At 69.2% G+C, this 20002-nt stretch carries 21 protein-coding genes and 1 tRNA gene; 11 read left to right on the top strand and 11 right to left on the bottom strand.

What is annotated here, in order from left to right; translation table 11 throughout:
- Positions 1–8 precede the first annotated feature (8 nt).
- Complete coding sequence (gene modA, locus ABZ664_RS32230; protein ID WP_362518247.1) at positions 9–800, bottom strand: molybdate ABC transporter substrate-binding protein; 792 nt, start codon at positions 798–800, stop codon at positions 9–11.
- 649 nt (positions 801–1449) lie between these two features.
- On the opposite strand from modA, the gene ABZ664_RS32225 reads away from it, so the two are divergent.
- Positions 1450–3021: an aldehyde dehydrogenase gene (locus tag ABZ664_RS32225; RefSeq protein ID WP_362518244.1), complete on the top strand. Its 1572-nt coding sequence runs from the start codon at positions 1450–1452 to the stop codon at positions 3019–3021.
- Between the two features lie 15 nt (positions 3022–3036).
- The gene (locus tag ABZ664_RS32220; RefSeq protein ID WP_362518241.1) at positions 3037–3543 is read left to right on the top strand and encodes an SRPBCC family protein; all 507 of its coding nucleotides are present in this window, start codon (positions 3037–3039) and stop codon (positions 3541–3543) included.
- A gap of 292 nt (positions 3544–3835) precedes the next feature.
- On the opposite strand, the gene ABZ664_RS32215 is transcribed toward ABZ664_RS32220, so the two are convergent.
- Positions 3836–3909, bottom strand: a tRNA-Pro gene (locus tag ABZ664_RS32215).
- A gap of 35 nt (positions 3910–3944) precedes the next feature.
- The gene (locus ABZ664_RS32210) at positions 3945–4868 is read right to left on the bottom strand and encodes a metallophosphoesterase (protein WP_362518238.1); all 924 of its coding nucleotides are present in this window, start codon (positions 4866–4868) and stop codon (positions 3945–3947) included.
- An 80-nt stretch (positions 4869–4948) separates the two neighbouring features.
- On the opposite strand from ABZ664_RS32210, the gene ABZ664_RS32205 reads away from it, so the two are divergent.
- Entirely contained in the window at positions 4949–5407 is a 459-nt protein-coding gene (locus tag ABZ664_RS32205) for a GatB/YqeY domain-containing protein (protein WP_362518235.1), read from the top strand.
- 54 nt (positions 5408–5461) lie between these two features.
- Here the strand turns inward: ABZ664_RS32205 and ABZ664_RS32200 are convergent, their stop codons facing one another.
- Entirely contained in the window at positions 5462–7738 is a 2277-nt protein-coding gene (locus ABZ664_RS32200; RefSeq protein ID WP_362518232.1) for a transglycosylase domain-containing protein, read from the bottom strand.
- A 266-nt stretch (positions 7739–8004) separates the two neighbouring features.
- Here ABZ664_RS32200 and ABZ664_RS32195 point away from each other — a divergent pair, with 266 nt between their 5' ends.
- Positions 8005–8301 carry a WhiB family transcriptional regulator gene (locus ABZ664_RS32195; protein ID WP_012887233.1) on the top strand — a complete coding sequence of 99 codons (297 nt, stop codon included), beginning with the start codon at positions 8005–8007 and terminating at the stop codon, positions 8299–8301.
- A 130-nt stretch (positions 8302–8431) separates the two neighbouring features.
- Here the strand turns inward: ABZ664_RS32195 and ABZ664_RS32190 are convergent, their stop codons facing one another.
- Positions 8432–9559: an ArsA family ATPase gene (locus ABZ664_RS32190; RefSeq protein WP_362518229.1), complete on the bottom strand. Its 1128-nt coding sequence runs from the start codon at positions 9557–9559 to the stop codon at positions 8432–8434.
- On the bottom strand, positions 9556–10560 hold the full coding sequence (locus ABZ664_RS32185) for an ArsA-related P-loop ATPase (protein ID WP_362518226.1): 1005 nt from the start codon (positions 10558–10560) through the stop codon (positions 9556–9558). Before ABZ664_RS32185 ends, ABZ664_RS32190 begins: the two co-directional genes overlap by 4 nt.
- Before the next feature lie 419 nt (positions 10561–10979).
- Between ABZ664_RS32185 and ABZ664_RS32180 the strand changes: the two genes are divergently transcribed.
- The 4 genes from ABZ664_RS32180 to ABZ664_RS32165 all read left to right on the top strand — a co-directional run bounded on the left by ABZ664_RS32180 (position 10980) and on the right by ABZ664_RS32165 (position 13571).
- Entirely contained in the window at positions 10980–11135 is a 156-nt protein-coding gene (locus ABZ664_RS32180) for a DUF4177 domain-containing protein (protein ID WP_012887236.1), read from the top strand.
- Positions 11132–11590, top strand: a complete 459-nt coding sequence (locus ABZ664_RS32175; protein ID WP_362518223.1) for a RidA family protein — start codon at positions 11132–11134, stop codon at positions 11588–11590. The genes ABZ664_RS32180 and ABZ664_RS32175 overlap by 4 nt, the downstream gene beginning before the upstream one ends.
- A 350-nt stretch (positions 11591–11940) precedes the next feature.
- Positions 11941–12777, top strand: coding sequence for an NUDIX hydrolase (locus ABZ664_RS32170; protein ID WP_362518220.1), 837 nt, complete (start codon positions 11941–11943; stop codon positions 12775–12777).
- Positions 12774–13571: an MBL fold metallo-hydrolase gene (locus tag ABZ664_RS32165; RefSeq protein WP_362518218.1), complete on the top strand. Its 798-nt coding sequence runs from the start codon at positions 12774–12776 to the stop codon at positions 13569–13571. Before ABZ664_RS32170 ends, ABZ664_RS32165 begins: the two co-directional genes overlap by 4 nt.
- Before the next feature lie 110 nt (positions 13572–13681).
- On the opposite strand, the gene ABZ664_RS32160 is transcribed toward ABZ664_RS32165, so the two are convergent.
- A complete protein-coding gene (locus ABZ664_RS32160; protein WP_362518215.1) occupies positions 13682–14404 on the bottom strand; it encodes a Crp/Fnr family transcriptional regulator in 723 nt (240 codons plus the stop codon).
- Positions 14405–14449: 45 nt separating this feature from the next.
- Between ABZ664_RS32160 and nth the strand changes: the two genes are divergently transcribed.
- Complete coding sequence (nth, locus tag ABZ664_RS32155; protein WP_362518212.1) at positions 14450–15169, top strand: endonuclease III; 720 nt, start codon at positions 14450–14452, stop codon at positions 15167–15169.
- Positions 15170–15288: 119 nt separating this feature from the next.
- Complete coding sequence (locus tag ABZ664_RS32150) at positions 15289–15933, top strand: CoA pyrophosphatase (RefSeq protein WP_362518209.1); 645 nt, start codon at positions 15289–15291, stop codon at positions 15931–15933.
- Here ABZ664_RS32150 and ABZ664_RS32145 read toward each other — a convergent pair.
- Positions 15883–16434: a HEAT repeat domain-containing protein gene (locus ABZ664_RS32145; RefSeq protein ID WP_362518206.1), complete on the bottom strand. Its 552-nt coding sequence runs from the start codon at positions 16432–16434 to the stop codon at positions 15883–15885. The two genes, ABZ664_RS32150 and ABZ664_RS32145, sit on opposite strands and share 51 nt — an antisense overlap.
- A 72-nt stretch (positions 16435–16506) precedes the next feature.
- On the opposite strand from ABZ664_RS32145, the gene ABZ664_RS32140 reads away from it, so the two are divergent.
- A complete protein-coding gene (locus tag ABZ664_RS32140; RefSeq protein WP_362518203.1) occupies positions 16507–17706 on the top strand; it encodes a MarP family serine protease in 1200 nt (399 codons plus the stop codon).
- 88 nt (positions 17707–17794) lie between these two features.
- Here the strand turns inward: ABZ664_RS32140 and ABZ664_RS32135 are convergent, their stop codons facing one another.
- Genes ABZ664_RS32135 through ABZ664_RS32125 form a run of 3 tightly spaced genes read right to left on the bottom strand, consistent with a single transcriptional unit; the run spans position 17795 to position 19619 of the window.
- Positions 17795–18235 carry a DUF309 domain-containing protein gene (locus ABZ664_RS32135; RefSeq protein WP_362518200.1) on the bottom strand — a complete coding sequence of 147 codons (441 nt, stop codon included), beginning with the start codon at positions 18233–18235 and terminating at the stop codon, positions 17795–17797.
- Positions 18232–19155, bottom strand: a complete 924-nt coding sequence (locus tag ABZ664_RS32130) for an alpha/beta hydrolase (protein WP_362518197.1) — start codon at positions 19153–19155, stop codon at positions 18232–18234. Before ABZ664_RS32130 ends, ABZ664_RS32135 begins: the two co-directional genes overlap by 4 nt.
- Positions 19152–19619, bottom strand: a complete 468-nt coding sequence (locus ABZ664_RS32125) for a phage holin family protein (protein ID WP_362518194.1) — start codon at positions 19617–19619, stop codon at positions 19152–19154. The genes ABZ664_RS32130 and ABZ664_RS32125 overlap by 4 nt, the downstream gene beginning before the upstream one ends.
- Positions 19620–20002 lie beyond the last annotated feature (383 nt).

Genomic DNA, 20002 nt, shown 5'->3' with positions numbered 1-20002 from the left:
GGCAGCGGTCAGGGTGTTTGGAAACCGGCCTTGGTCAGTACGTCCTTACCCTGCTGTGACAGCACGAGGTCGACGAACCGCTTCGCCGCCTCGGGGGCGGGTGCGCCGGACAGGGCCGCGATCGGGTAGTCGTTGATCGCCTTTTCGGCCTCGGGGAAGTCGATGCCCTGGACCTTGCCGCCGGAGGCGATGACGTCGGTCCTGTAGACGAGGGCGGCGTCGACCTCGCCGAGCCCGACCTTGGTGAGGGTGGCCTTGACGTCCTGCTCCAGGGTGACGGGGGTGACCTTGAGGCCGGCGGCGTCCAGGGCCTTGACCGCGGCGGCACCGCAGGGCACCTGCTCGGCGCAGAGGGCGACCTTGACCTTCGGGTCGGCCAGGTCGGCCAGGTCGTCGACCTTGGCCGGGTTGTCGGCAGGGACGGCGATCTGGAGGATGTTGCGCGCGAAGGTGGTTGGGCCGGTGGCGAGGGAGGCGTCGGTGACGGTCTTCATCGTGGCCGGGCTGGCGGCGGCGAAGACGTCGGCCGGGGCGCCCGCGACGATCTGCTGGGCCAGGGTGGCGCTGGAGCCGAAGCTGAAACGCACCGTCATGTCCGGGTGCGCGACTTCGAAGGCTTTTCCCAGTTCGGTGAACGTGCCGGTCAGCGACGCGGCGGCGAGCACCGTCAGCGTCGTGGTCCCGTCGCCGGAGGAGGCCGTGGTGGGGGGCGGTTCGCTGGAGCCGCAGCCGGACAGGGTGGCAGCCAGCGTGAGGGCGAGGGGGACCGCGACGGCCCACCGGGGAAGACGCCTGAACAACGAGGGCTCCTTACCGGCTCACCGTGCTGAGCCGAAACATCGCGAACAATCACCCTACCTTCGCATATTCATGCCCTAATGGCTAAATAGCCTGGCAGTCATGCGGTATTGATCGCTTTGTCATCGCACATGCGAGGACGATCCATATCGGCGAAGTGGAACCGAACGGAACGTGCTGAACGGGACATAGTGGCATGGGCGGGATGGATGGGAGGGGGTGTGCCGCGCGCAGGTTCGCGCCAGATGGGGCCTTCGTGATCACGCCGACCCGCGAACCCCGCGCCCGGCGGAAAGGGGGGCGGACGGGCGGGGGCTGGGCGGAAAGGGGGGTGCCGGATGAACGGGATGTTGGGCGAGCGGGGCGTCGGGTGCATGGGGTGTCGGACGAGCGGGGTGCCGGATGCATGGGATGTCGGACGGATGGGGTGCCGGACGGATCGGCGGGGTGGTGAGTGGAAGGTCCGGCGGTCCCCCTTGGGCGGCGGTGCCCTGCTCGGTGAACAGCGGCCCAGCCCCTGGTCGGCCCGAACTCGATAAGAAATGGCTCTTGGGCTTCATAAGAAGCCCTTATGACACGCCCATTGCTCCACTGCTATTACCGCACATAGCGTGAATATCAGCCGTGGTCATATCGAGCGAAGGAGGAAATGTGAAATTTGGGATATATCCCGCTTACATCTGCGGCCGAGATGTCACCGGCGAGAACGCCCAGCTTGTTCACACGCTCACCGCTCGGGCCCTCATCGAGGACACCTTCCCCACCTTGGGGCTCAAGCGTGATCTCGATCTGGGAATCACCGATTCGCACACCGCGGGGGAACGTGTCGTGGGGGCGTGCGTCGTCGCCGACGAGAGCATGACGGCCCTCGCCCTGGAATCGGCCGCCGGCGCCGCCCCGGAATGGAGACGCGTTCCGCTCGGCGAGCGAATCGAGATCGGACGCCGCATCGCGAAAAGGATGCTTGAGCACCTCGACCCCCTCGTCGAGATCCTCGTCGCCGAGGGCACACCGCGCTCCGCGGCCCAAGGCATGATCGGCGGGCTCCCGTACACCAGTTGGAGCCGGGAGACCCTCGAATGGTGCGCCGAGCAGATGGAGTTCCGCCGATGGGACGGCGACCGTGAGATGATCCTGCGTCGCGTTCCGGACGGGGTCGTCTGCATCAACCCGCCCCAGAACGCCGCGGCGGTCAACGCGCTGAACGGCCTCACCTCCCTCATCGCGGGCAACGCCGTGGTGGTACGCGCACCGCGGGGGGTCGCTCTCAGCTGCATGTACGCGATGCGGGAGATCGTGGCGCCGGTGCTCGAAGAGGCGGGAGCGCCGCCGGGAACGCTCAACGCCCTCTGCGGGCCGCCCATGCTCGACGCCTGGATGGCGAGCGAGCACGTCGACGACGTCCTCTACTTCGGGGGCAGCAAGAAGGGGCTTGAGTTCGAGGCCGACTGCATCGCCGCGGGTAAGAAGCCGATCCTGGAACTCGCGGGTAACGACTGCTGCGTGGTGTGGCACGACGCCGACCTGGACGCCACGGTGGAGACCCTCACCCAGTTCTTCATGAACTCCGGCCAGATCTGCAACGTGCCCAACCAGGTGGTCGTCCATCCGGCGATCGCGGACGAGCTCATCGAGCGGCTGGTCGTGGCCACCCGGAGGATCCAGCCGGGATACCCGGACGAGGTCGGTGTGGTGCTCACCCCGGTTCTGGGGGTCGACTGGTTCTTCGGCTGCCTGGGGGAGGCCCTTTCCAAGGGTGCGAAGCTCGTCCACGGTGGCCGTCGCCTCGAAGTGGACGGATCACCGTCCGAGACGGGGTTCTTCGTCGAGCCGAGCATCGTCCGTGTCGACGGGCTCGGCAACGCCAGGTCGCTCTCGGTGGTCCGCGACGAGACCTTCTTCCCGCTTCTGCCGATCATCGTCCCCGACGCCGGGACGGATGACGAGGCTCTCCTGGAGGAGGTGCTGGCCTTCGTGAACACCAACGCGTACGGCCTGCGTAACTCCGTCTGGTCGACCGGGACCTCGACGATCGAGCGGTTCCTGGAGGGGGTCGTCAACGGCGGCAACCTGAAGATCAATGATTCGCACAGTGGCTTCCTGCCCTTCCTGCCCAATCAGGGCGGGCCCGGTCTCACCGGCGGTGCCTTCGGAGAGGCGAGCCACCCCATGCTGCGCACCACCCGCCTGCAGGGCGTCAGCGTCATCCGCCCGGCGGACTGAGAAGGAGCATGCGTCATGACATCTCGCATTCTGAAGGCCACGGTGCCGGCGACGGCCGCCGAGGTGATCGAACGGCTCGGCGACGAGGCGGCATACCCCGCGTACGCCCGTGACATCGTCTCCGTCTCCGACACCGGCGACGGGCTCCGCCAGTGGGTGCTGGCCTTCCGTGGCGGTACGGCGCGGTGGGTGCAGCGCAGCCAGGGGTCCGGAGGCGGCCGGCAGCCGTACCGCATCGAGTTCGAGCAGGTCAGTGGGGATTTCCAGCACCTCAAGGGGGTGTGGACGAGCACGGACCTGCCCGAGGGCTGCGAGGTCGTGTTCGACGTGAACTACAGCACGAGCGTTCCCCACTTCGCGGGGGCGATCGACTCGGCCGTCGGGCGGGTGCTGATCCGCAGTGTCCACCAGATCATGTTCGCCGTCGGAGGCCCGGTGCGTGTCACGGCCGGTGGTCACCACCTGCGGGACCTGCCGGAGGGCTTCGTGCCGGAAGGGATCACGGACGACGCGGTTCGGTGACCTCCGGATCCCCGGAGTCCCGGACGCTCCGGCCCGGGGACGGGCCTTCGCCTTCGTCGCCACGCCGGTGTTCCGAGGCACCGTCACCGGCGGGGCGAGGCAGGCGGGGGCATCCGTCCGGTCCGGAGGGCAGCGGGAACCGATCAACAAAGCGGGCACTGCTGGATGAAATAGGCGAATGGGAGAAATTTCGCCAGATGGCCACTTGCTTTCGCGATCCGAACGGGGTCCACAAGCCAAAAGCCTGGTCACCATTTCTGGTGACCAGGCTCTCACTTCGGGACACTCAACGTCGGGGTGACAGGATTTGAACCTGCGGCCTCTTCGTCCCGAACGAAGCGCGCTACCAAGCTGCGCCACACCCCGGTCGCACGTCCGGACTTGCTCGTGCTTGGGAAAGTCTAGCGGACTTCGTGGGTGCTTGCGTCGCCACGGCGGCGGGGCACCAGGGTGAGGAGGCTCGCCTCGGGATAGCAGGAGAAACGGACCGGGGCGTAGGGGCTGGTGCCGAGACCGGCGGAGACGTGCAGGTAGGCGGAGTCGTGGCGGCTCATGCCCTTGACCCGGGCCCGGTCGATGCCGCAGTTGGTGACCAGTGCGCCGTAGAAGGGGACGCAGAGCTGACCGCCGTGGGTGTGCCCGGCGAGCAGCAACTGGTAGCCGTCGGCGGCGAAGCGGGTCATGTTGCGGGGCTCCGGCGAGTGCATCACACCCAGGCGCAGGTCGGCCGCCGCCGGGGCGGGGCCGGCGATCAGGTCGTAGCGGTCGAGGTTGATGTGGGAGTCGTGGATGCCGCCCACCGCCACGTCGAGATCGCCGACCTTGAGGCGGGCGGTGGTGTTGTTCACGTCGAGCCAGCCCTCGGCGGCCATGGCGGCGCCCAGCTCCTCCCAGGGGAGGTTGGGGATCTTCTGGCCGTAGTCGGCCTTGGAGGTGCGCCAGAGGTAGCGCGCGGGATTCTTCGGCCGCGGCTCGTACATGTCGTTGGAGCCGTAGACGAACAGGCCCGGGCGTGACAGCAGGGGCTCCAGGGCGTGCATGAGGGGCGCGACCGCGTCGGGATGCGCGATGGAGTCGCCGGTGTTGACCACCAGATCGGGGTTGAGGGCGCCGAGCGAGCGCACCCACTCGATCAGCCTCCGCCTGCCGGGGGTGAGGTGCAGGTCGGACAGGTGGAGGATGCGCACCGGCCGCTGTCCCGGCTCCAGAACGGGCACGTCGAAGCGGCGCAGCCGGAACGCGTTGCGCTCGACGAACGAGGCGTACGCGAGGCCGGCCAGGCCGACGCCGAACAGGGACAGGGGCACCGCGGCTGCTTTCCTCACCTTCTCATCATGCCCGAGATCGAGCCCTCGAACGGAAACTCGGGATACGGCGGGGCTGGTGAGGCGGCAAGATGGACATCATGAGCGCATTGAAGGACAAGCTGAAGGCCGATCTCACGGCCTCCATGAAGAGCAGGGACGAGATCCGCACCCGCACGATTCGCATGGCCCTCGCGGCCGTGAACGTCGAGGAGGTCTCGGGCAAGACGGCACGCGAGCTCAGTGACGACGAGATCGTCAAGGTGCTGGCCAAGGAGGCGAAGAAGCGTCGCGAGGCGGCCGAGGCGTTCAGCGGTGCCGGCCGGGTGGAGCAGGCCCAGGCCGAGGTCGACGAGCAGGCCGTGCTTGAGGCGTACCTGCCCGCGCAGTTGTCCGACGACGAGCTCGCCGGGCTCGTGGACGAGGCCATCGCCGAGAGCGGCGCCGCCGGGCCGCAGGCCATGGGGCAGGTCATGAAGATCGTGAACCCGAAGGTCGCCGGACGCGCCGAGGGCGGTCGTGTCGCGCAGGCCGTACGTGCCCGCCTGGCGGCGCCCTGATCCGACGGTCCGGCGGTTCCGGGGCCGCTACGGAACCGCCGGGGCGTTCGGGGGCTACGGGACGGTCGGTGCGATCGGGGCGCCGCCGAACGGGTCACCTCCGTTGACCTCCCGGCCGTCGCCACCCGGCCTGAACGGGCCGCCGCCGTTGTCGCCTCGGTTGTCACCCCGGCGGTCACCGGGGCCGTCTCCGGGGCCGTCACCGTCGCGCTTCGGCGGGGGCTTGGGCTCGCACCGGCCGGGGGAACAGCCGCCGAAGCGCGACATGTTCACCGAGGTGAAGGGAGTCGCCTCGACCCCCTTGAGCGCGCCGATCATGGAGTTCTTCCAGATCCGCCCGGAGATCGAGGCACCGTACACGTAGCTGTAGTAGCGCCCGCCGATGGTCACGCCGGTCAGGTCGTGCTTGAAGGCGCCGCGCGGGTCGCCGAGGCTGACCGCGGAGGCGAGATCGGGGGTGAATCCGGCGAACCAGGCGGCGGTGTAGGCGTCGGTGGTGCCGGTCTTGCCCGCCGCCGGCCGGCCGATGCCGCCGACCTCGGTCATCGTGCCCTTGGTGAAGACCCCGGACATGATGTGGGTGGCCGCGTCGGCGACCTCCTCGTCAAGGACCTGCTTGCACTTGGGCTTGTAGGAGGTCTTCTTGCCGTCGCGGTCGGTGCTCTCGGTGATCACCATCGGGGTGCAGTAGGTGCCGCGGGCGGCGATCGTCGCGTAGGCGGCGGAGACCGTCACCGGGTCCATCTCGTTGATGCCGAGGGTGAAGGTCTCGAACTCCTTCAGCGGCTCGCCGTCGGCACGCTTGATGCCCAGGCTCTTGGCCATCTTGACCGTGTCGCAGAGGCCGACCTCCTGCGACAGGCGCATGAAGAAGGTGTTCACCGAGCCCAGGGTGCCGCTGGTCAGGGTCTTGAAGCCGCCGCCGCCCTCGCTGGAGTTCTTGACCTCGTGGTTCGTGTCGCCGACCACGTTGCCCTTGCAGTCGCGGAACGCGCTCCTGCTGGGGGCCTTGTAGCCGGAACCGGTGCCGAAGCCGTCGTTCAGCTTCATGCCCTGGTCCAGGGCGGTCAGCAGGGTGAAGGGCTTGAACGTGGAGCCCGCCTGGAAACCCGCTCCGCCGCCGTGCGTCCTGTCGCCGACGAGGTTGTAGCTGATCTCGTTCTTCTTCTTGTTCCTGCCGAACTTGCGGCTGGCGGCCATCGCCTTCACGGCGCCGGTGCCGGGGACGATCATCGCCTGCGAGGCGACCGGCTTGTCGCTGGTCTTGACGTACTGCTTGATCGCCTTCTCCGCGGCCTTCTGCGCCTTCGGGTCGAGCGTCGTCTTGATGACGAGGCCGCCTCGCTGCAGCAGCCTCTCGCGCTGCTTGCGGGTCTTGCCGAAGTCCTCGTTCGTCGCGATCTCATGCCGCACGTAGAGGCAGAAGTACGGGTAGGGGCTCTCCTCGCAGCCGCCGGGGGCCTCGATGTTCTTGAAGCCGAGCTTCTTCTTCTTGGCCTCCTCCGCCTCCTGCGGCGTGATCTTGCCGAGCTCGGCCATCCGGTTCAGCACGACGTTGCGCCGAGCCAGCAACCGGTCGCGGGAGGCCTTGCCCGCGTTGGGATCGGTCACGCTCGGGTTCTGCACGGCTCCGGCGAGGGTGGCCGCCTCCCACAGGGTGAGCTTCGAGGCGGACTTGTTGAAGAAGCGCTTGGACGCGGCCTGGATGCCGTAGGCACCCGCGCCGTAGTAGGAGATGTTCAGGTAGCGCTCAAGGATCTCCGACTTGGTGTACTTCTCCTCGATGGCCAGCGCGTAGCGCAGCTCGTTGAGCTTCCTGGAGAGCGTGGGAGCGATCGCGGCCTCCTGCTCCTCCTTGCTCTCCGCGGCGTTGACCAGCACGAGCTTGACGTACTGCTGCGTGATGGAGGAGCCGCCCTGGACGACTCCGCCGCCGGAGACGTTCTTCACGGCCGCGCGGAAGGTGCCCTCCAGGTCGATCGCCCCGTGCTCGTAGAACCGGAAGTCCTCGATCGCCACGATCGCCGTCTTCATGACGTCGGCGACCGCGTCCAGCTTCACCGACTCGCGGTTCTCGAAGTAGAACTGGGCGAACTGCTTGCCGTCGGCGTCGAGCAGAGTGGTCTTCTCCGCGAGTGGGGGCTCCTGGAGCTCTTCGGGGAGAAGACGTAGCTCGTCCGCCGCCGCGTTCACCGTCAGCCCCGCGCCACCCACCGTCGGAAGCGCCACGGCGGCGACCAGCACACCCGTGACAGTCGCCGCGCCGAGCAACTTCACCACGTTACCGACCGCGCCGATCACAGACCGCTGGTCTTTGCCTTGAGCTTGCACGAGTCCCAGAGTACGTCGGGCAGATGACCCATACGGTAACGGAACGCCATCTTAGTTTGGCTTTGTCCTGTATCTCGGGCAGGTGACTAGTCATTCCCGGCCAGATGGCCGTGGATGACCATGTGAGAATTTGGTCCCGCCGGGGTCTGTCGGCCCGAACGTCTGGTTGCGTACGTTCTCTTTCTGCAGCAATTGAATACCGAGGCCTGACGCCCGCGCCCGTCGGCCCAAGTCACGACTGACCACCTAAAGGGGAGTGGGGTCGAATGTGGATCACGGATTGGACCTCCCGTGCGGCCTGTAAGGGTGCGGATCCTGACGCGTTGTTCGTTCAGGGCGCTGCCCAGAACCGAGCGAAGCTGATCTGCCGAGGATGCCCGGTCCGGACCGAGTGCCTCGCCGATGCGTTGGACAATCGCATCGAGTTCGGGGTGTGGGGCGGGATGACCGAGCGCGAACGCCGAGCGCTGTTGCGTCGGCGACCGGATGTCGACTCCTGGCGGGACCTGCTGGAGTTGGCCAAAGAGGAGTACGAGCGGACTAACGAGCTGATCGCCGGCTGAGTTCGCGCCGATCCCGTACGGCTGGCGCCGGGCGCCAGCCGTACATGCGTATAACGATTGCATAAAGGTCAGGGAGTGTGCCCGCCGGGCGCGCTCCCTGACTCGTTCTCCTCCCGCGGGAAGGCTTCTCCTAGCGGGCGGCCAGGAGCTGACCCACCTCGCGCAGTCCTTCCAGATCGTGCACGTCCTGCGCCATCGCGGGGACCCGCGCGACGGGCACCGTGGGATGGGCGGAGACGAAGTGCTCCTCCTCGCGCTGCTCGCGGGCGGCCAGCTGCATTCGTCCGGCGTGCAACCGCAGCACCGCCGAGGTGAGTTCGTGCTCTCCGCGCGACTCCAGGTCCTCGGCGGCGGCGGTGCTCCGCGCCCCGGACAGCATGGACGCGGGTGAGCGGTGCACCCGGTTGACCACGAGACCCGCGAGGGGCATGCGCTCCTCGGCGAGCCTCTCCACGAAGTAGGACGCCTCGCGTATCGCGTCGCGCTCGGGCGAGGCGACGACGACGAACGCCGTCCCCGGGGCCTGCAGGAGCCGGTAGGTCTGCTCCGCGCGAGCCCTGAAACCGCCGAAGACGGCGTCCAACGCGGACACGAACGTCTGCAGGTCCTTGAGCACCTGCGCGCCCAGCAACTTGGTCAACGCCCCGGCGACGATGCCGAAACCGGCGTTGAACAGCTTGAACGCGCTGCGCCCCCCGGCCTTGGCGGGAAGCATGAGCAGCCGGATGAGCTTGCCGTCGAGGAAGCGGCCGAGCCGCTCGGGGGCGTCGAGGAAGTCGAGGGCGGAGCGGGACGGCGGGGTGTCGACGATGATCAGATCCCAGTCGTCCGACCGCCTGAGCTGGCCCAGCTTCTCCATCGCCATGTACTCCTGCGTGCCGGAGAAGCTGGACGACAGGGACTGGTAGAAGGGGTTCGTCAGGATCTGACGGGCTCGCTCGGGGTCGGCGTGCGCCTCGATGATCTCGTCGAAGGTCCGCTTCATGTCGAGCATCATGGCGTGCAGACGGCCCTCCCCCTCGACGCCCGTGACGGGCCTGGGGGTGTTGTCGAGTTCGGTGAGCCCCATCGACTGCGCGAGCCGTCGCGCGGGGTCGACCGTGAGCACCACGGCGGAACGACCCCGCTCGGCCGCGCGCAGTCCCAGCGCCGCGGCGGTGGTGGTCTTCCCGACACCGCCGGAGCCACAGCAGACGACGATGCGGGTGTTCGGGTCGTCGATGATCGCGTCGAGGTCGAGGAACGGGGGGGTCTTCACGCTGCTCCCTGGTTGCGGATCGATTCCGCCAGCTCGTACAGCCCGGCCAGATCCACGCCGTCGGCCAGCAGCGGCAGGTCGTAACGAGGGCGGGCGGCCTCGTCCAGCGCCAGTCTCTCCTGCCGCTCCAGCTCGGTGCGGTGGGCGTGCTCGGCGATCTCCTCGGTCAGGGCCTCGGCCACCGTGACCGCGGCGGAGCCGCCGTCGATGAGCCCCGCGGCCTTGAGGCCGAGTGCCAGCTCACTCGGGTCGAACCTGCCCTCGGCGGCGGCTTCCAGGACCGGGGCGGGGAGCAGCGACTCGCGGATCATGTTGACGAAGATCCCACCGGGCGGGAGCCCGGCGGCGCGGAGCTCTCGCAGGCCGTCCAGGGTCTCCTGGACCGGCATCTCCTCCAGGAGCGTGACGAAGTGCACGGCGGTCTCCGGGGAGGACACGACGCCGTTCACCAGGTCGGCGTGGTTCTTGATCGGGCCGACTCTCGCCAGCCCCGCGACCTCGTTGGTGACGTTGAGGAAGCGCGCGATCCTGCCCGTCGGCGGCGCGTCCAGCACGACCGCGTCGTAGACCCTCCTGCCGTCCTTGCCCCTGCGCCGGACGGCCTCGCTCGTCTTGCCGGTGACCAGGACGTCGCGAAAGCCGGGGGCGATGGTGGTGGCGAAGTCGACGATGCCGATCTTGCTGAGCGCCCTGCCCGCCCTGCGCATGCCGTAGAACAGCTCAAGATATTCGAGCATGGCCTCCTCGGCGTCGACGGCCAGCGCGTAGACGTCCCCGCCGTCGGGCGCGACGGCGATCTTGCGCTCCTCGTACGGCAGCGGTGGCAGGTCGAAGACCCGGGAGATCCCCTGGCGGCCTTCGACCTCGACCAGCAGGACCTTTCCACCACCCGCCGCGAGGGCGAGCGCGAGTGCGGCGGCGACCGTGGTCTTGCCGGTGCCGCCCTTGCCTGTGACGACGTGAAGGCGTACGCCGTCCCAATCGGTGTCGCGAGCTCTCACTCTTCGAAGGCTACCCAACCGGTACTTGACAACTCCTCGGCGCCTTCCTCCGGAGACCGCGCACCCGCACCGCTCCCCACCCGAGGAGGGCGGGCCGGCCCGGGTGGGCGCCCGCTCGGGGGTTCCGCCGCCGAGCGGGCATACGACCGTTTTCCCCTGGTTGCCGGGGTGACGCGGGCCGCAGGCGTCGGAGCGGGACCTGGCGCGCGGCCCGGTGAACCGTGCGCCGCCGTCTCACTAATCGATCGAATGCGGAAAGTAAATATGCAGATTCTCACAGCTTCCCGCGGTGGACCGTCCTGGTCGTCGGTTCGGTTCCGCCCGGGAGGCCGTCCAGGGGCGGGCGGGCGAGGGAGGCGAGGTGCCCGAGAGGGCGCGGTGGGCCGTTCACCGCGGGCGGTCTCGCTAATGTGTCCCGCATGACGAAATGGGAGTACTCGACGGTGCCGCTGCTGGTCCACGCGACGAAGCAGATTCTCGACAACTGGGGGCAGGACGGCTGGGAGCTCGTCCAGGTCGTGCCCGGCCCCAACCCCGAGCAGCTGGTCGCCTACCTGAAGCGGCCCAAGCAGTGACAGGCGAGGAGAGACTGGCCGAACTCGGCCTGATCCTGCCGGAGGTGGTGCCGCCACTGGCGGCGTACGTCCCGGCGGTGCGTTCCGGCAACCACGTTTACACCTCGGGGCAGCTCCCGATCGTGGACGGCAAGCTGATGGCGATCGGGAAGGTCGGCGCCGAGGTGGACGTCGAGGACGCCTACGCGCTCGCGAGGGTGTGCGCGCTCAACGCCCTCGCCGCGGTCGCGTCGGCGGCAGGGGGATTGTCGAACATCGTGCGGATCGTCAAGGTGGTCGGCTTCGTGGCCAGCGCCCCTGACTTCACCGGCCAGCCGCAGGTCGTCAACGGCGCGAGCGACCTGCTCGCCGCGGTGCTCGGCGACGCGGGCAAGCATGCCCGCAGCGCGGTCGGCGTCGCCGTCCTCCCGCTGGACGCGCCGGTCGAGGTCGAGGTGATCGCCGAGGTTCGCTGAGATCTCAGGGGCCCCGGGATCGAGAGGGCCCCTGGCGGCCCGATGGGGCCCGTCGGCAGCGGATGAGGTCTCAGGGCGAATGAGGCTCGACGGGGCCGTACGGGCGCTGTGAGGGCTCGCCGGAGCCGTGTGGGTGCGCCCTCCGGGCAGGGCGGCTCCGCAGGCCGGTGACGGCCCGGCGCCTGCCGGTTTTTGTCCGGATGGGGCTGCGCTTGTCAGAGCAAAGCCGTTTTTATCTGGGTTTAGCCGGATGACGCAGTTATTGTCCGGGTGGTGCCGTGGTTGTCCGGGGCGGTGGCGTGCCACATGATGGACCTGAAACCGAGTGATGTTCTGGTGGAGGGTGTCAAATGGGCGGTATTCCGCTCCCCGGTGAGCTGGGCGAACGTGCACGCGACATTCTGGCCGGGCGGGTGGCTCCCGTCCCGGCCAGGGACGCCGCCACCGTGGTCGTCCTCCGCGAGGACGCCGGCGGGCTGGAGGTCTACCTGTTGCGGCGCAGGGCGAGCATGGCCTTCGCCGCCGGGGCCTACGTGTTCCCCGGCGGGTCGGTCGACCCGCGCGACACCGACCAGGTGATCGCCTGGGCCGGTCCCTCGCCCGCCGCCTGGGGCGAGATCTTCCGCGCGGACGAGCGGACCGCGAGGGGCCTGGTGTGCGCCGCCGTACGGGAGACGTTCGAGGAGTCGGGGGTGCTGCTCGCCGGACCGTCCGCGGAGTCCGTCGTGTCCGACACCACCGGCGACGACTGGGAGGCCGACCGGCTCGCCCTGATCGGCAAGACCCTCTCCTTCGCCGACTTCCTCGACAGGCGCGGCCTGGTCCTCCGCTCCGACCTGCTCCGTCCCTGGACGCACTGGATCACCCCCGAGGTCGAGGCCAGGCGCTTCGACACCCGGTTCTTCGTCGCGGCGCTACCGCCGGGCCAGCTCACCCGCGACGTCGGCGGCGAGGCCGACCAGGTCGCCTGGGTGCGGCCCGCCGACGCGCTCGGCCAGGGCGAGACCGGCCAGATCTTCCTGATGCCCCCGACGCACCGCACGCTCACCGAGTTGAGCGCCTACGAGAGGGTGCCCGAGGTGCTCGCGGCCGAGCGTGAGATCGTGACGTTCATGCCGGGGATCGCCGAGGTGGACGGGGAGATGCGCATCGTGCTCGACGACGACTACCGGTTCGGTGCGCGATGAGTGGGTTGCGGATCCCCCTGGAGGGGCCCGACGGCGCCGGCACGGACCACGCGTTCAACCTCCTCGCCCCCAACCCCTCCGAGATGACCCTGGACGGTACGAACACGTGGGTGATCGGTCTTCCCGCGAGCGAGGAGGAGGTGTTCGTCGTCGACCCGGGACCGGACGACCACGAGCACCTTTCGCGGGTCGCCGGGCACCTGGAGGGCCGTAGGGTCGCCGCGATCCTGCTCACCCACGGCCACCACGACCACAGCGGCGGCGCCGCGACGTTCGCCGGACTGGTCGGCGCGCCCGTCAGGGCGCTGGACCCCGCGCACCGGCTGGGCGAGGAGGGGCTCGGCGACGGAGACGTGCTCACGGCCGGGGACCTGGAGGTTCACGTCGTGGGCACACCCGGCCACTCGTTCGACTCGCTCTGCTTCTGGCTGCCACAGGACCGGGCGATCCTCACCGGCGACACGGTGCTCGGCCGCGGCACCACCGTGATCGCCTCGGACGGCGACCTGGCCGACTACCTGCGCTCCCTCGACCTGCTCAGGGCGAAGGCCGAGGGGGCCGGGGCCGAGGCGCTGCTGCCCGGCCACGGTCCGGTGCTGCCCGACCCGATCGCCGCCCTCGACGGCTACATCGCGCACCGGCGGCGGAGACTGGACCAGATCCGGGAGGCACGACGGTGGGGCGCGACGACGCCCGCGGAGATCGTCGAGATCGTCTACGCGGACGTGGACGGGGCGCTCCGGCCCTACGCCGAGATGTCGGTCCGCGCGCAGCTCGCCTACCTCGACGGTTAGAGACGGTCGGACCGGCCTCGGAGGGCGGTCCGCTCCCTTGGGGACCGCTTTCGGAACGGTCCTTTTTCCGGCGAATCACCCTCCGCGGCCACTTCCTGCCCCCGAGCGGATCAGCGCGAGCGGTTGTGCAACCGCTCCAGGTCCATGATGACCACGGCCTTGGCCTCGATACGCAGCCAGCCTCGCTGGGCGAAGTCGGCCAGCGCCTTGTTCACGGTCTCCCGCGAGGCGCCGACCAGCTGGGCGAGCTCCTCCTGGGTGAGGTCGTGGTGGACCCGTACGCCGTCGTCGATCCGCTGGCCGAAGCGATCGGCCAGGTCGAGCAGGGCCTTGGCCACCCGGCCGGGCACGTCGGTGAAGACCAGGTCGGCCAGCACGTCGTTCGTACGGCGCAGGCGCTGGGCCAGGGCACGCAGCAGGTGGAGGGCGACCTCGGGGCGGCCGGTCAACCAGGGCCGCAGGTCGTCGTGTCCGAGCCCGGCCAGGCGGACGTCGGTCAGCGCGGTGGCCGACGCCGTACGGGGGCGGGGGTCGAACAGGGACAGTTCGCCGAACATCTCGCTCGGGCCGAGCACGCTGAGCAGGTTCTCCCGGCCGTCTGGCGAGGTTCGGGAGAGTTTGATCTTGCCTTCGAGCACCACGTAGAGGCGGTCTCCGGTCTCGTTCTCGCTGAAGAGGGTCTGTCCCTTGGGCAGCTCCACCTCCGAGATGCTCGTGCGCAGCGCGGCGGCGCTCTCACGGTCGAGCGCGGCGAACAGAGGGGCCTTGCCCAGCACGTCGTCGGAGTTCACAGTGCCTCCTGTTTCACGGCTCACGCAGTCATTGTGACCCATCCCGCCGCGCCACTCTCCAGAGGGCCTTGAGCGTAGGCTGTCGGAGTGCTTCGCAACGTCAGCCCCGGTGGTGAATCCCAGCTTGCCCTGGTCCGTCGAGCTCGTCGAATGGATCGGATTCTGGTGGAAACCTATCCTGACGCCCACTGCGAACTCGACTTCCGTGATCCTCTTGAATTACTGGTCGCGACGATCTTGTCCGCCCAGTGCACGGACAAAAGGGTTAATACAGTCACTCCTACCCTTTTCGCAAAATATCCTACGGCGGAGGACTACGCCGGTGCCGACCGGGCCGAGCTGGAGGGGATCATCCGGCCGACCGGCTTTTTCCGCGCCAAGACCACCAGCATCATCGGCATGGCCCAGGCCCTGTGCGAGCGCCACGGCGGAGAGGTCCCCGGCCGCCTCAAGGACCTGGTGGCCCTGCCGGGAGTCGGGCGCAAAACCGCCAACGTCGTGCTCGGAAACGCCTTCGGGGTGCCCGGGATCACCGTCGACACCCACTTCCAGCGGCTCACCCACCGCTTCCGCTGGACCTCGGAGACCGATCCGGTGAAGATCGAGCAGGTCGTCGCCGGGCTCATCCCGAAGCGCGACTGGACGATGATGTCCCACCGCCTGATCTGGCACGGCCGCCGGATCTGCCACGCGCGCAAACCGGCCTGCGGGGTCTGCCCGCTCGCCGCGCTCTGCCCGTCGTACGGCATCGGCCCCGTCGACGCGGCCCAGGCCGCCAAGCTGGTGCGTCCAGGTCCTTTCTCGTGATCTTCCTCCTGCCCGTCGCCGGATGACCGTCCGGCAGGCATCTCCCGGTGTCGGTGGATCCGCGAAGGCCGGGAAGCGCGGGGCGGGGCATCGTGTTGCAGAGAACCGGAGGTGTGCCCGTGGAAGAGGTCCCAGGGTGGTTGGAAACGCTGGCGGAGCGGGTCACGGGGATGTCGCCCTCACCGCTGCTCCGTCCTCCGGTGTCCGGCGGGCGGCGGGCGGCGGTCCTCCTGCTCTTCGGCGAAGGGTCGTTCGGCCCGGACGTGCTGCTCATCCAGCGCAGCTCGCGCGGGCGTACGCACGCGGGACAGCCCGCGTTCCCGGGGGGCGGGGTGGATCCCGAGGACGACGGCCCGATCGGTGCCGCGCTGCGCGAGGCGGGCGAGGAGACCGGTCTCGACCCGGCGGGCGTCCGGGTGCTCGGGACCATGCCCGAGCTGTACCTGAGCCACAGCGACAACCGGGTGACCCCGGTGCTGGGCTGGTGGCACACCCCCTGCACGGTGCACGCGGCCTCGCCCGACGAGGTGGAGTCGGTGGAGCGGGTCCCGATCCGCGAGCTCGTCGACCCGGTCAACCGGATCATCCTGCGCCACCCGAGCGGTCACCTGGGGCCGGCGTTTCGAGTGCGCGGGCTGCTGGTGTGGGGGTTCACCGCGGGAGTGCTCGACGGGGTGCTCGGCGGTTCCGGCTTCGAGCTTCCCTGGGACCGGTCACGGGTCGAGGACATCCCGCCCGACGTCCTCAACCTCGCGTCCCGTTGACAGGGCGAGGCCGAGGCGGGCCCAGTCGGCCACGTCCTCGTCGGGATCGAGGGTGAGCCGCCGCAGCGCGGCCAGACCCGTCGGATCCGGCGGGCTGCCCATGATGTTCGGCAGCGCGTACGCGGCCCCGTACCTTATCCGGGGATCGTCGTGCTCGGCGAGGGCGATCACCGACGGCAGCGCGCGGCGGTCCCTGAGATGGCCGAAGGCGATCAGCACCGAGTAGAGCACCAGGCAGTCGTCCTCCTGGATGGACATGGTCCGCAGCACCGGCAGCGTCCGGTCGACGAAGCCGAGCCGCCCCAGGATGTCGACCCCGAGCATCCGCTCGGCGGCGGTCTTCCCCGAGCACAACCTCCGTGCGGCGGTGAAGGTCTCCAGATCGCCGCGTTCCTGCAGCTGGGTGATCGCGCGCCAGCGTGCCGCACCCTCCTGATCGCGTTCTCGCAGCGCGGTCTCGATGAGAGACTCCACCGCCGCCGCCCCTCCGATCATCGCCATCTGGCCACGATAACCGCAGAGAGCTCACAGAAGGTGTGCACGCGCGGGGCGGCGGCTGGATACCGTAAGGGAGTGAGCGGTGATCTCCTCGATCTCATCCTGATCGCCCTGATGGTGGCCTTCGCGGTGTCGGGATACCGCCAGGGGTTCATCATCGGGGCCCTGAGCTTTGTCGGTTTTGTCGGTGGCGGCCTGCTGGGCATGTTCCTCGCCCCACCCCTCGCCGGAGCGGTGGTCGACGGCGAGACCGAGCGTGCCCTGCTCGCGATCGTCATCGTCTTCCTCACCGCCACGGTCGGGCAGTTCGCCTCGTCCACGATCGGCGCGGTGGTCCGCAGCCATGTCACCTGGGAGCCCGCCAAGGTCGTCGACGCGGTCGGCGGCACCTTCGCCAGCGCCTTCTCCGTGCTGATCATCGCGTGGCTGATCGGCTCGCTGGTGGCGTCGTCGCAGTTCACGTTGATCAGCGAGCAGGTCAACAGGTCCCTGCTGCTGAGCACGGTCGACCAGACGCTGCCCAGCGCGGCCAAGGACCTGCAGGTGCCGTTCAAGAACTTCATCAACACCTCAGGCTTCCCCAAGGTTTTCGACGCCATAGGAGGCGGCCAGCTCGTCGACGTCTCGCCGCCCGACCAGAGCGTGGCGAAGGGCAACAAGCAGCTCACCCGGGCGCGCCGGGGCATCGTGAAGGTCCAGGGCGTCGCCACGAGCTGCCGCAAGCACATCGAGGGCACCGGGTTCGTCTACGCCCAGAACAAGATCATGACGAACGCGCACGTGGTCGCCGGGGTCAACCAGGGCCTGCAGGTCACCGACTACCTCAACAAGACCCACCCGGCCAAGGTCGTGCTCTACAACCCCGACCGAGACATCGCCATTCTCCACGTTCCCGGGCTCAACATGCCGATCCTGCGCTTCGACGGCACCGCGAAGAAGGGCGACGACGCGATCGTCGCCGGATTCCCGCACGGCCACGGCTACACCATGAACGTGGCCCGCATCCGGGTGCAGCAGAAGGCCAAGGGCCTCAACATCTACGAGCGCAAGTCCGTCGTCCGCGACGTGTACGCCATCCGCGGCCTGGTCCGCCAGGGCAACTCGGGCGGCCCGCTGCTCACCACCGACGGCAAGGTCTACGGTGTCGTCTTCGCCGCGGCCCTCGACCAGCAGGAGACCGGCTACGTGCTCACCGCCGCGGAGGTCGCGCCGGACGCCGAGGACGGCTCCAAGCTCTTCAACCAGGTCGACACCCAGGAGTGCGACCAGAACTAGCCCTTCGACGAAAACCCGCGAACGGCTCCCGGAACCCTTCGCGGACCGTCACGGCCTCGCCCTCGCCGCCGCGCGGAGGGGGTGAACGTCAGAGAAGAGCCTCGATCCTGGCGATGGCCACCTCGGCCTCCAGGTCGTCGAGCTCGTGGGCGGCCCTGGCGATCAGCTCGTACGGCATCCCGTAGCGGCTGATCCGGTCGGCGCCTCGCACGAACAGCGTCGCGGCCCCGCGCCGGTTGCCCCGTTGCAGATGGGTGAGGCCGACGCAGATCTGCGCCAGTCCCTGCCAGAGCTCGCGCTCCTCCTCGGGGGAGTTCTTCCAGCGGCCCTCAAGCACCTCGTGGGCGTGGAACGGCCGCCCCTCGCCGAGCAGGCGGCGTGCCTCGGAGATCGCCTCCTCGGCGCTCGGCGCGTAGTCGTCGGGGATGCGCTCCACGCCCTCGGCGCCGTGGGGCAGCGGGCGTCCGAACGCGTCGCGGGGGCGCTGGTTGCGCGGCCTGCCGTCGGGATCCCGGTCGCGTCCCCTCATCGGTCGGGCTCCGGGTCGGACAGCCAGGCCACGAGCTCGGCGTCGAACTCCTCGGGGCGCTCCTCGTGCGGGAAGTGCCCGGCATCCTCGATGAGCCGCCACCGGTAGGAGGCGGCGACGTAGCGGCCGGAACCCTGGGCGGTGCGCGGCAGGACGTGCCTGTCGAGCGCGCCGTGCAACTGCAGGGTCGGCGCGTTGATCTGGGTACGCATGGTCTTCGCGTAGCGCCACCCGTCGGGGCGGAGCTGGGAGCGGCCGAACCAGCGGTGATACTCCAGCGCGCAGTGCGAGACGTTGCGAATGCGGAACGCGTCGCGATAGGTCTTCGCCACGTCCTCCTCAGGCCAGCCGGGCCCCGACCACTGATCGAGCAACCGCCCCACCCTGGCGCCGGAGTTGGCGGTCAGACGCCGCTCAGGAAGCAGCGGCAGCTGGAAGCCCAGCGCGTAGCGGGCCGCCCTGAACTGGCCGAAGGGCTCGGTGAACAGCGTGGTGCGGAGACGCCGGGGATGCGGTGCCGAGACCGGGACCAGCCGCAGGACCGCCTTGGGATCCGTCACGGCCATGGTCCAGGCGAGCAGCCCGCCCCAGTCGTGGCCGACGACGACGGCACCGGTCTCGCCCAGCGCCCGGATCAGCCCTGCCGCGTCGGCGGCCAGGGTGTGCAGGTCGTAGCCGCGCGGAGGCTTGTCGCTGGCTCCGTAGCCTCGCAGGTCGACGGCGACGGCGCGGTATCCGGCCGCGGGGAGCGAGACGAGCTGGTTGCGCCAGCTCCACCAGAACTGCGGGAACCCGTGGAGCAGCAGCACGAGAGGGCCCGTACCGGCCTCCACGACGTGGAAGCGGGTGCCGCCGGCGTGGACGGAGCGGTGGGTCCACGGGCCCTCGATCCTGACCAGGGACTCGTCGGGTCTGCTCACTGGCTCGGTCTCACCGGGTCGCGATGGCCGCCCGTCTGGCCGGCCGTGGCCGCAGCCGTGTCGAGAGCGGGGTCGTGCCCGCCGCTCTTGATGGTCTTGAGCGAGCGCAGCGTCCGCTTCATCCCGGTCAGGCCCTTGAGTCGCCGTATGCCGATGAAGACCAGCAGCGCGGCCACGAGCAGGTAGAACACGGTGACGATCAGGAAGGCGAGCCAGGTCCACATGCCCGCGGCGACCAGGGCGTAGGCGATCGTGAAGGAGGCGAGGATCAGGCACAGGTGCGCCATGAACGCCGCTGCGCCGAAGAGCCCGGCCGCCGTACCGACCCGTTTGGCGTCGAACCTGAACTCGGCCTTGGCGAGCTCGATCTCGGCGCGTACCAGGGTGGATATGTGGTCGCTGGCGGCGGCGACCAGCGCGCCCAGTGACTCCTCCTGTGGTTCCGCGGGCGGGATATGTGTCATGGACGATCTCCTATCGAGGGCCTTTGTCGAACATCATGCTGCGCGTCGAGGTGGTCGCGCACGCACACCCGCAGCGGAACCGGCGCCGCGAGCACGCCGGGGTGATCGCGTACGTGTCATCAAATACCTGCGTCATCAAGACTTCAGACTTTAGTCCCGGGGCGGAGGGGAGGCGTGGGGCTGCACCGGTTTGGTGAGGTCTCGGCTGTCCGGTGGTGAGAACCTGCACCACAGCCCCGCCGGGTGGGCGGCAGGTGAAGCCGGTGCGAAACCGTTGGGCTCCTGACCGCGACAGCGATCGCCGGGGCGACTCCCGGCCCGTGCGGGGAGGAGTTCCCGGCTCCTGCGGGCTGCGGCGGCCTCCGGCCGTGAAGATGATGTTC

Source organism: Streptosporangium sp. NPDC006930 (assembly GCF_040635605.1).
In the GTDB taxonomy this organism is placed as follows: domain Bacteria; phylum Actinomycetota; class Actinomycetes; order Streptosporangiales; family Streptosporangiaceae; genus Streptosporangium.
The sequence above is the reverse complement of the archived record's forward strand: the minus strand, read 5'-3'. Positions and strand labels throughout refer to the sequence as shown.

What these genes read in the sequence shown, in the direction of transcription:
- ABZ664_RS32220 (WP_362518241.1), top strand. Translation starts at nt 3,037, where the DNA reads ATGACATCTCGCATTCTGAAGGCCACGGTGCCGGCGACGGCCGCCGAG.
- ABZ664_RS32205 (WP_362518235.1), top strand. Translation starts at nt 4,949, where the DNA reads ATGAGCGCATTGAAGGACAAGCTGAAGGCCGATCTCACGGCCTCCATG.
- ABZ664_RS32195 (WP_012887233.1), top strand. Translation starts at nt 8,005, where the DNA reads ATGTGGATCACGGATTGGACCTCCCGTGCGGCCTGTAAGGGTGCGGAT.
- ABZ664_RS32180 (WP_012887236.1), top strand. Translation starts at nt 10,980, where the DNA reads ATGACGAAATGGGAGTACTCGACGGTGCCGCTGCTGGTCCACGCGACG.
- ABZ664_RS32170 (WP_362518220.1), top strand. Translation starts at nt 11,941, where the DNA reads ATGGGCGGTATTCCGCTCCCCGGTGAGCTGGGCGAACGTGCACGCGAC.
- ABZ664_RS32165 (WP_362518218.1), top strand. Translation starts at nt 12,774, where the DNA reads ATGAGTGGGTTGCGGATCCCCCTGGAGGGGCCCGACGGCGCCGGCACG.
- ABZ664_RS32160 (WP_362518215.1), bottom strand. Translation starts at nt 14,404, where the DNA reads ATGGGTCACAATGACTGCGTGAGCCGTGAAACAGGAGGCACTGTGAAC.
- ABZ664_RS32145 (WP_362518206.1), bottom strand. Translation starts at nt 16,434, where the DNA reads ATGGCGATGATCGGAGGGGCGGCGGCGGTGGAGTCTCTCATCGAGACC.
- ABZ664_RS32135 (WP_362518200.1), bottom strand. Translation starts at nt 18,235, where the DNA reads ATGAGGGGACGCGACCGGGATCCCGACGGCAGGCCGCGCAACCAGCGC.
- ABZ664_RS32125 (WP_362518194.1), bottom strand. Translation starts at nt 19,619, where the DNA reads ATGACACATATCCCGCCCGCGGAACCACAGGAGGAGTCACTGGGCGCG.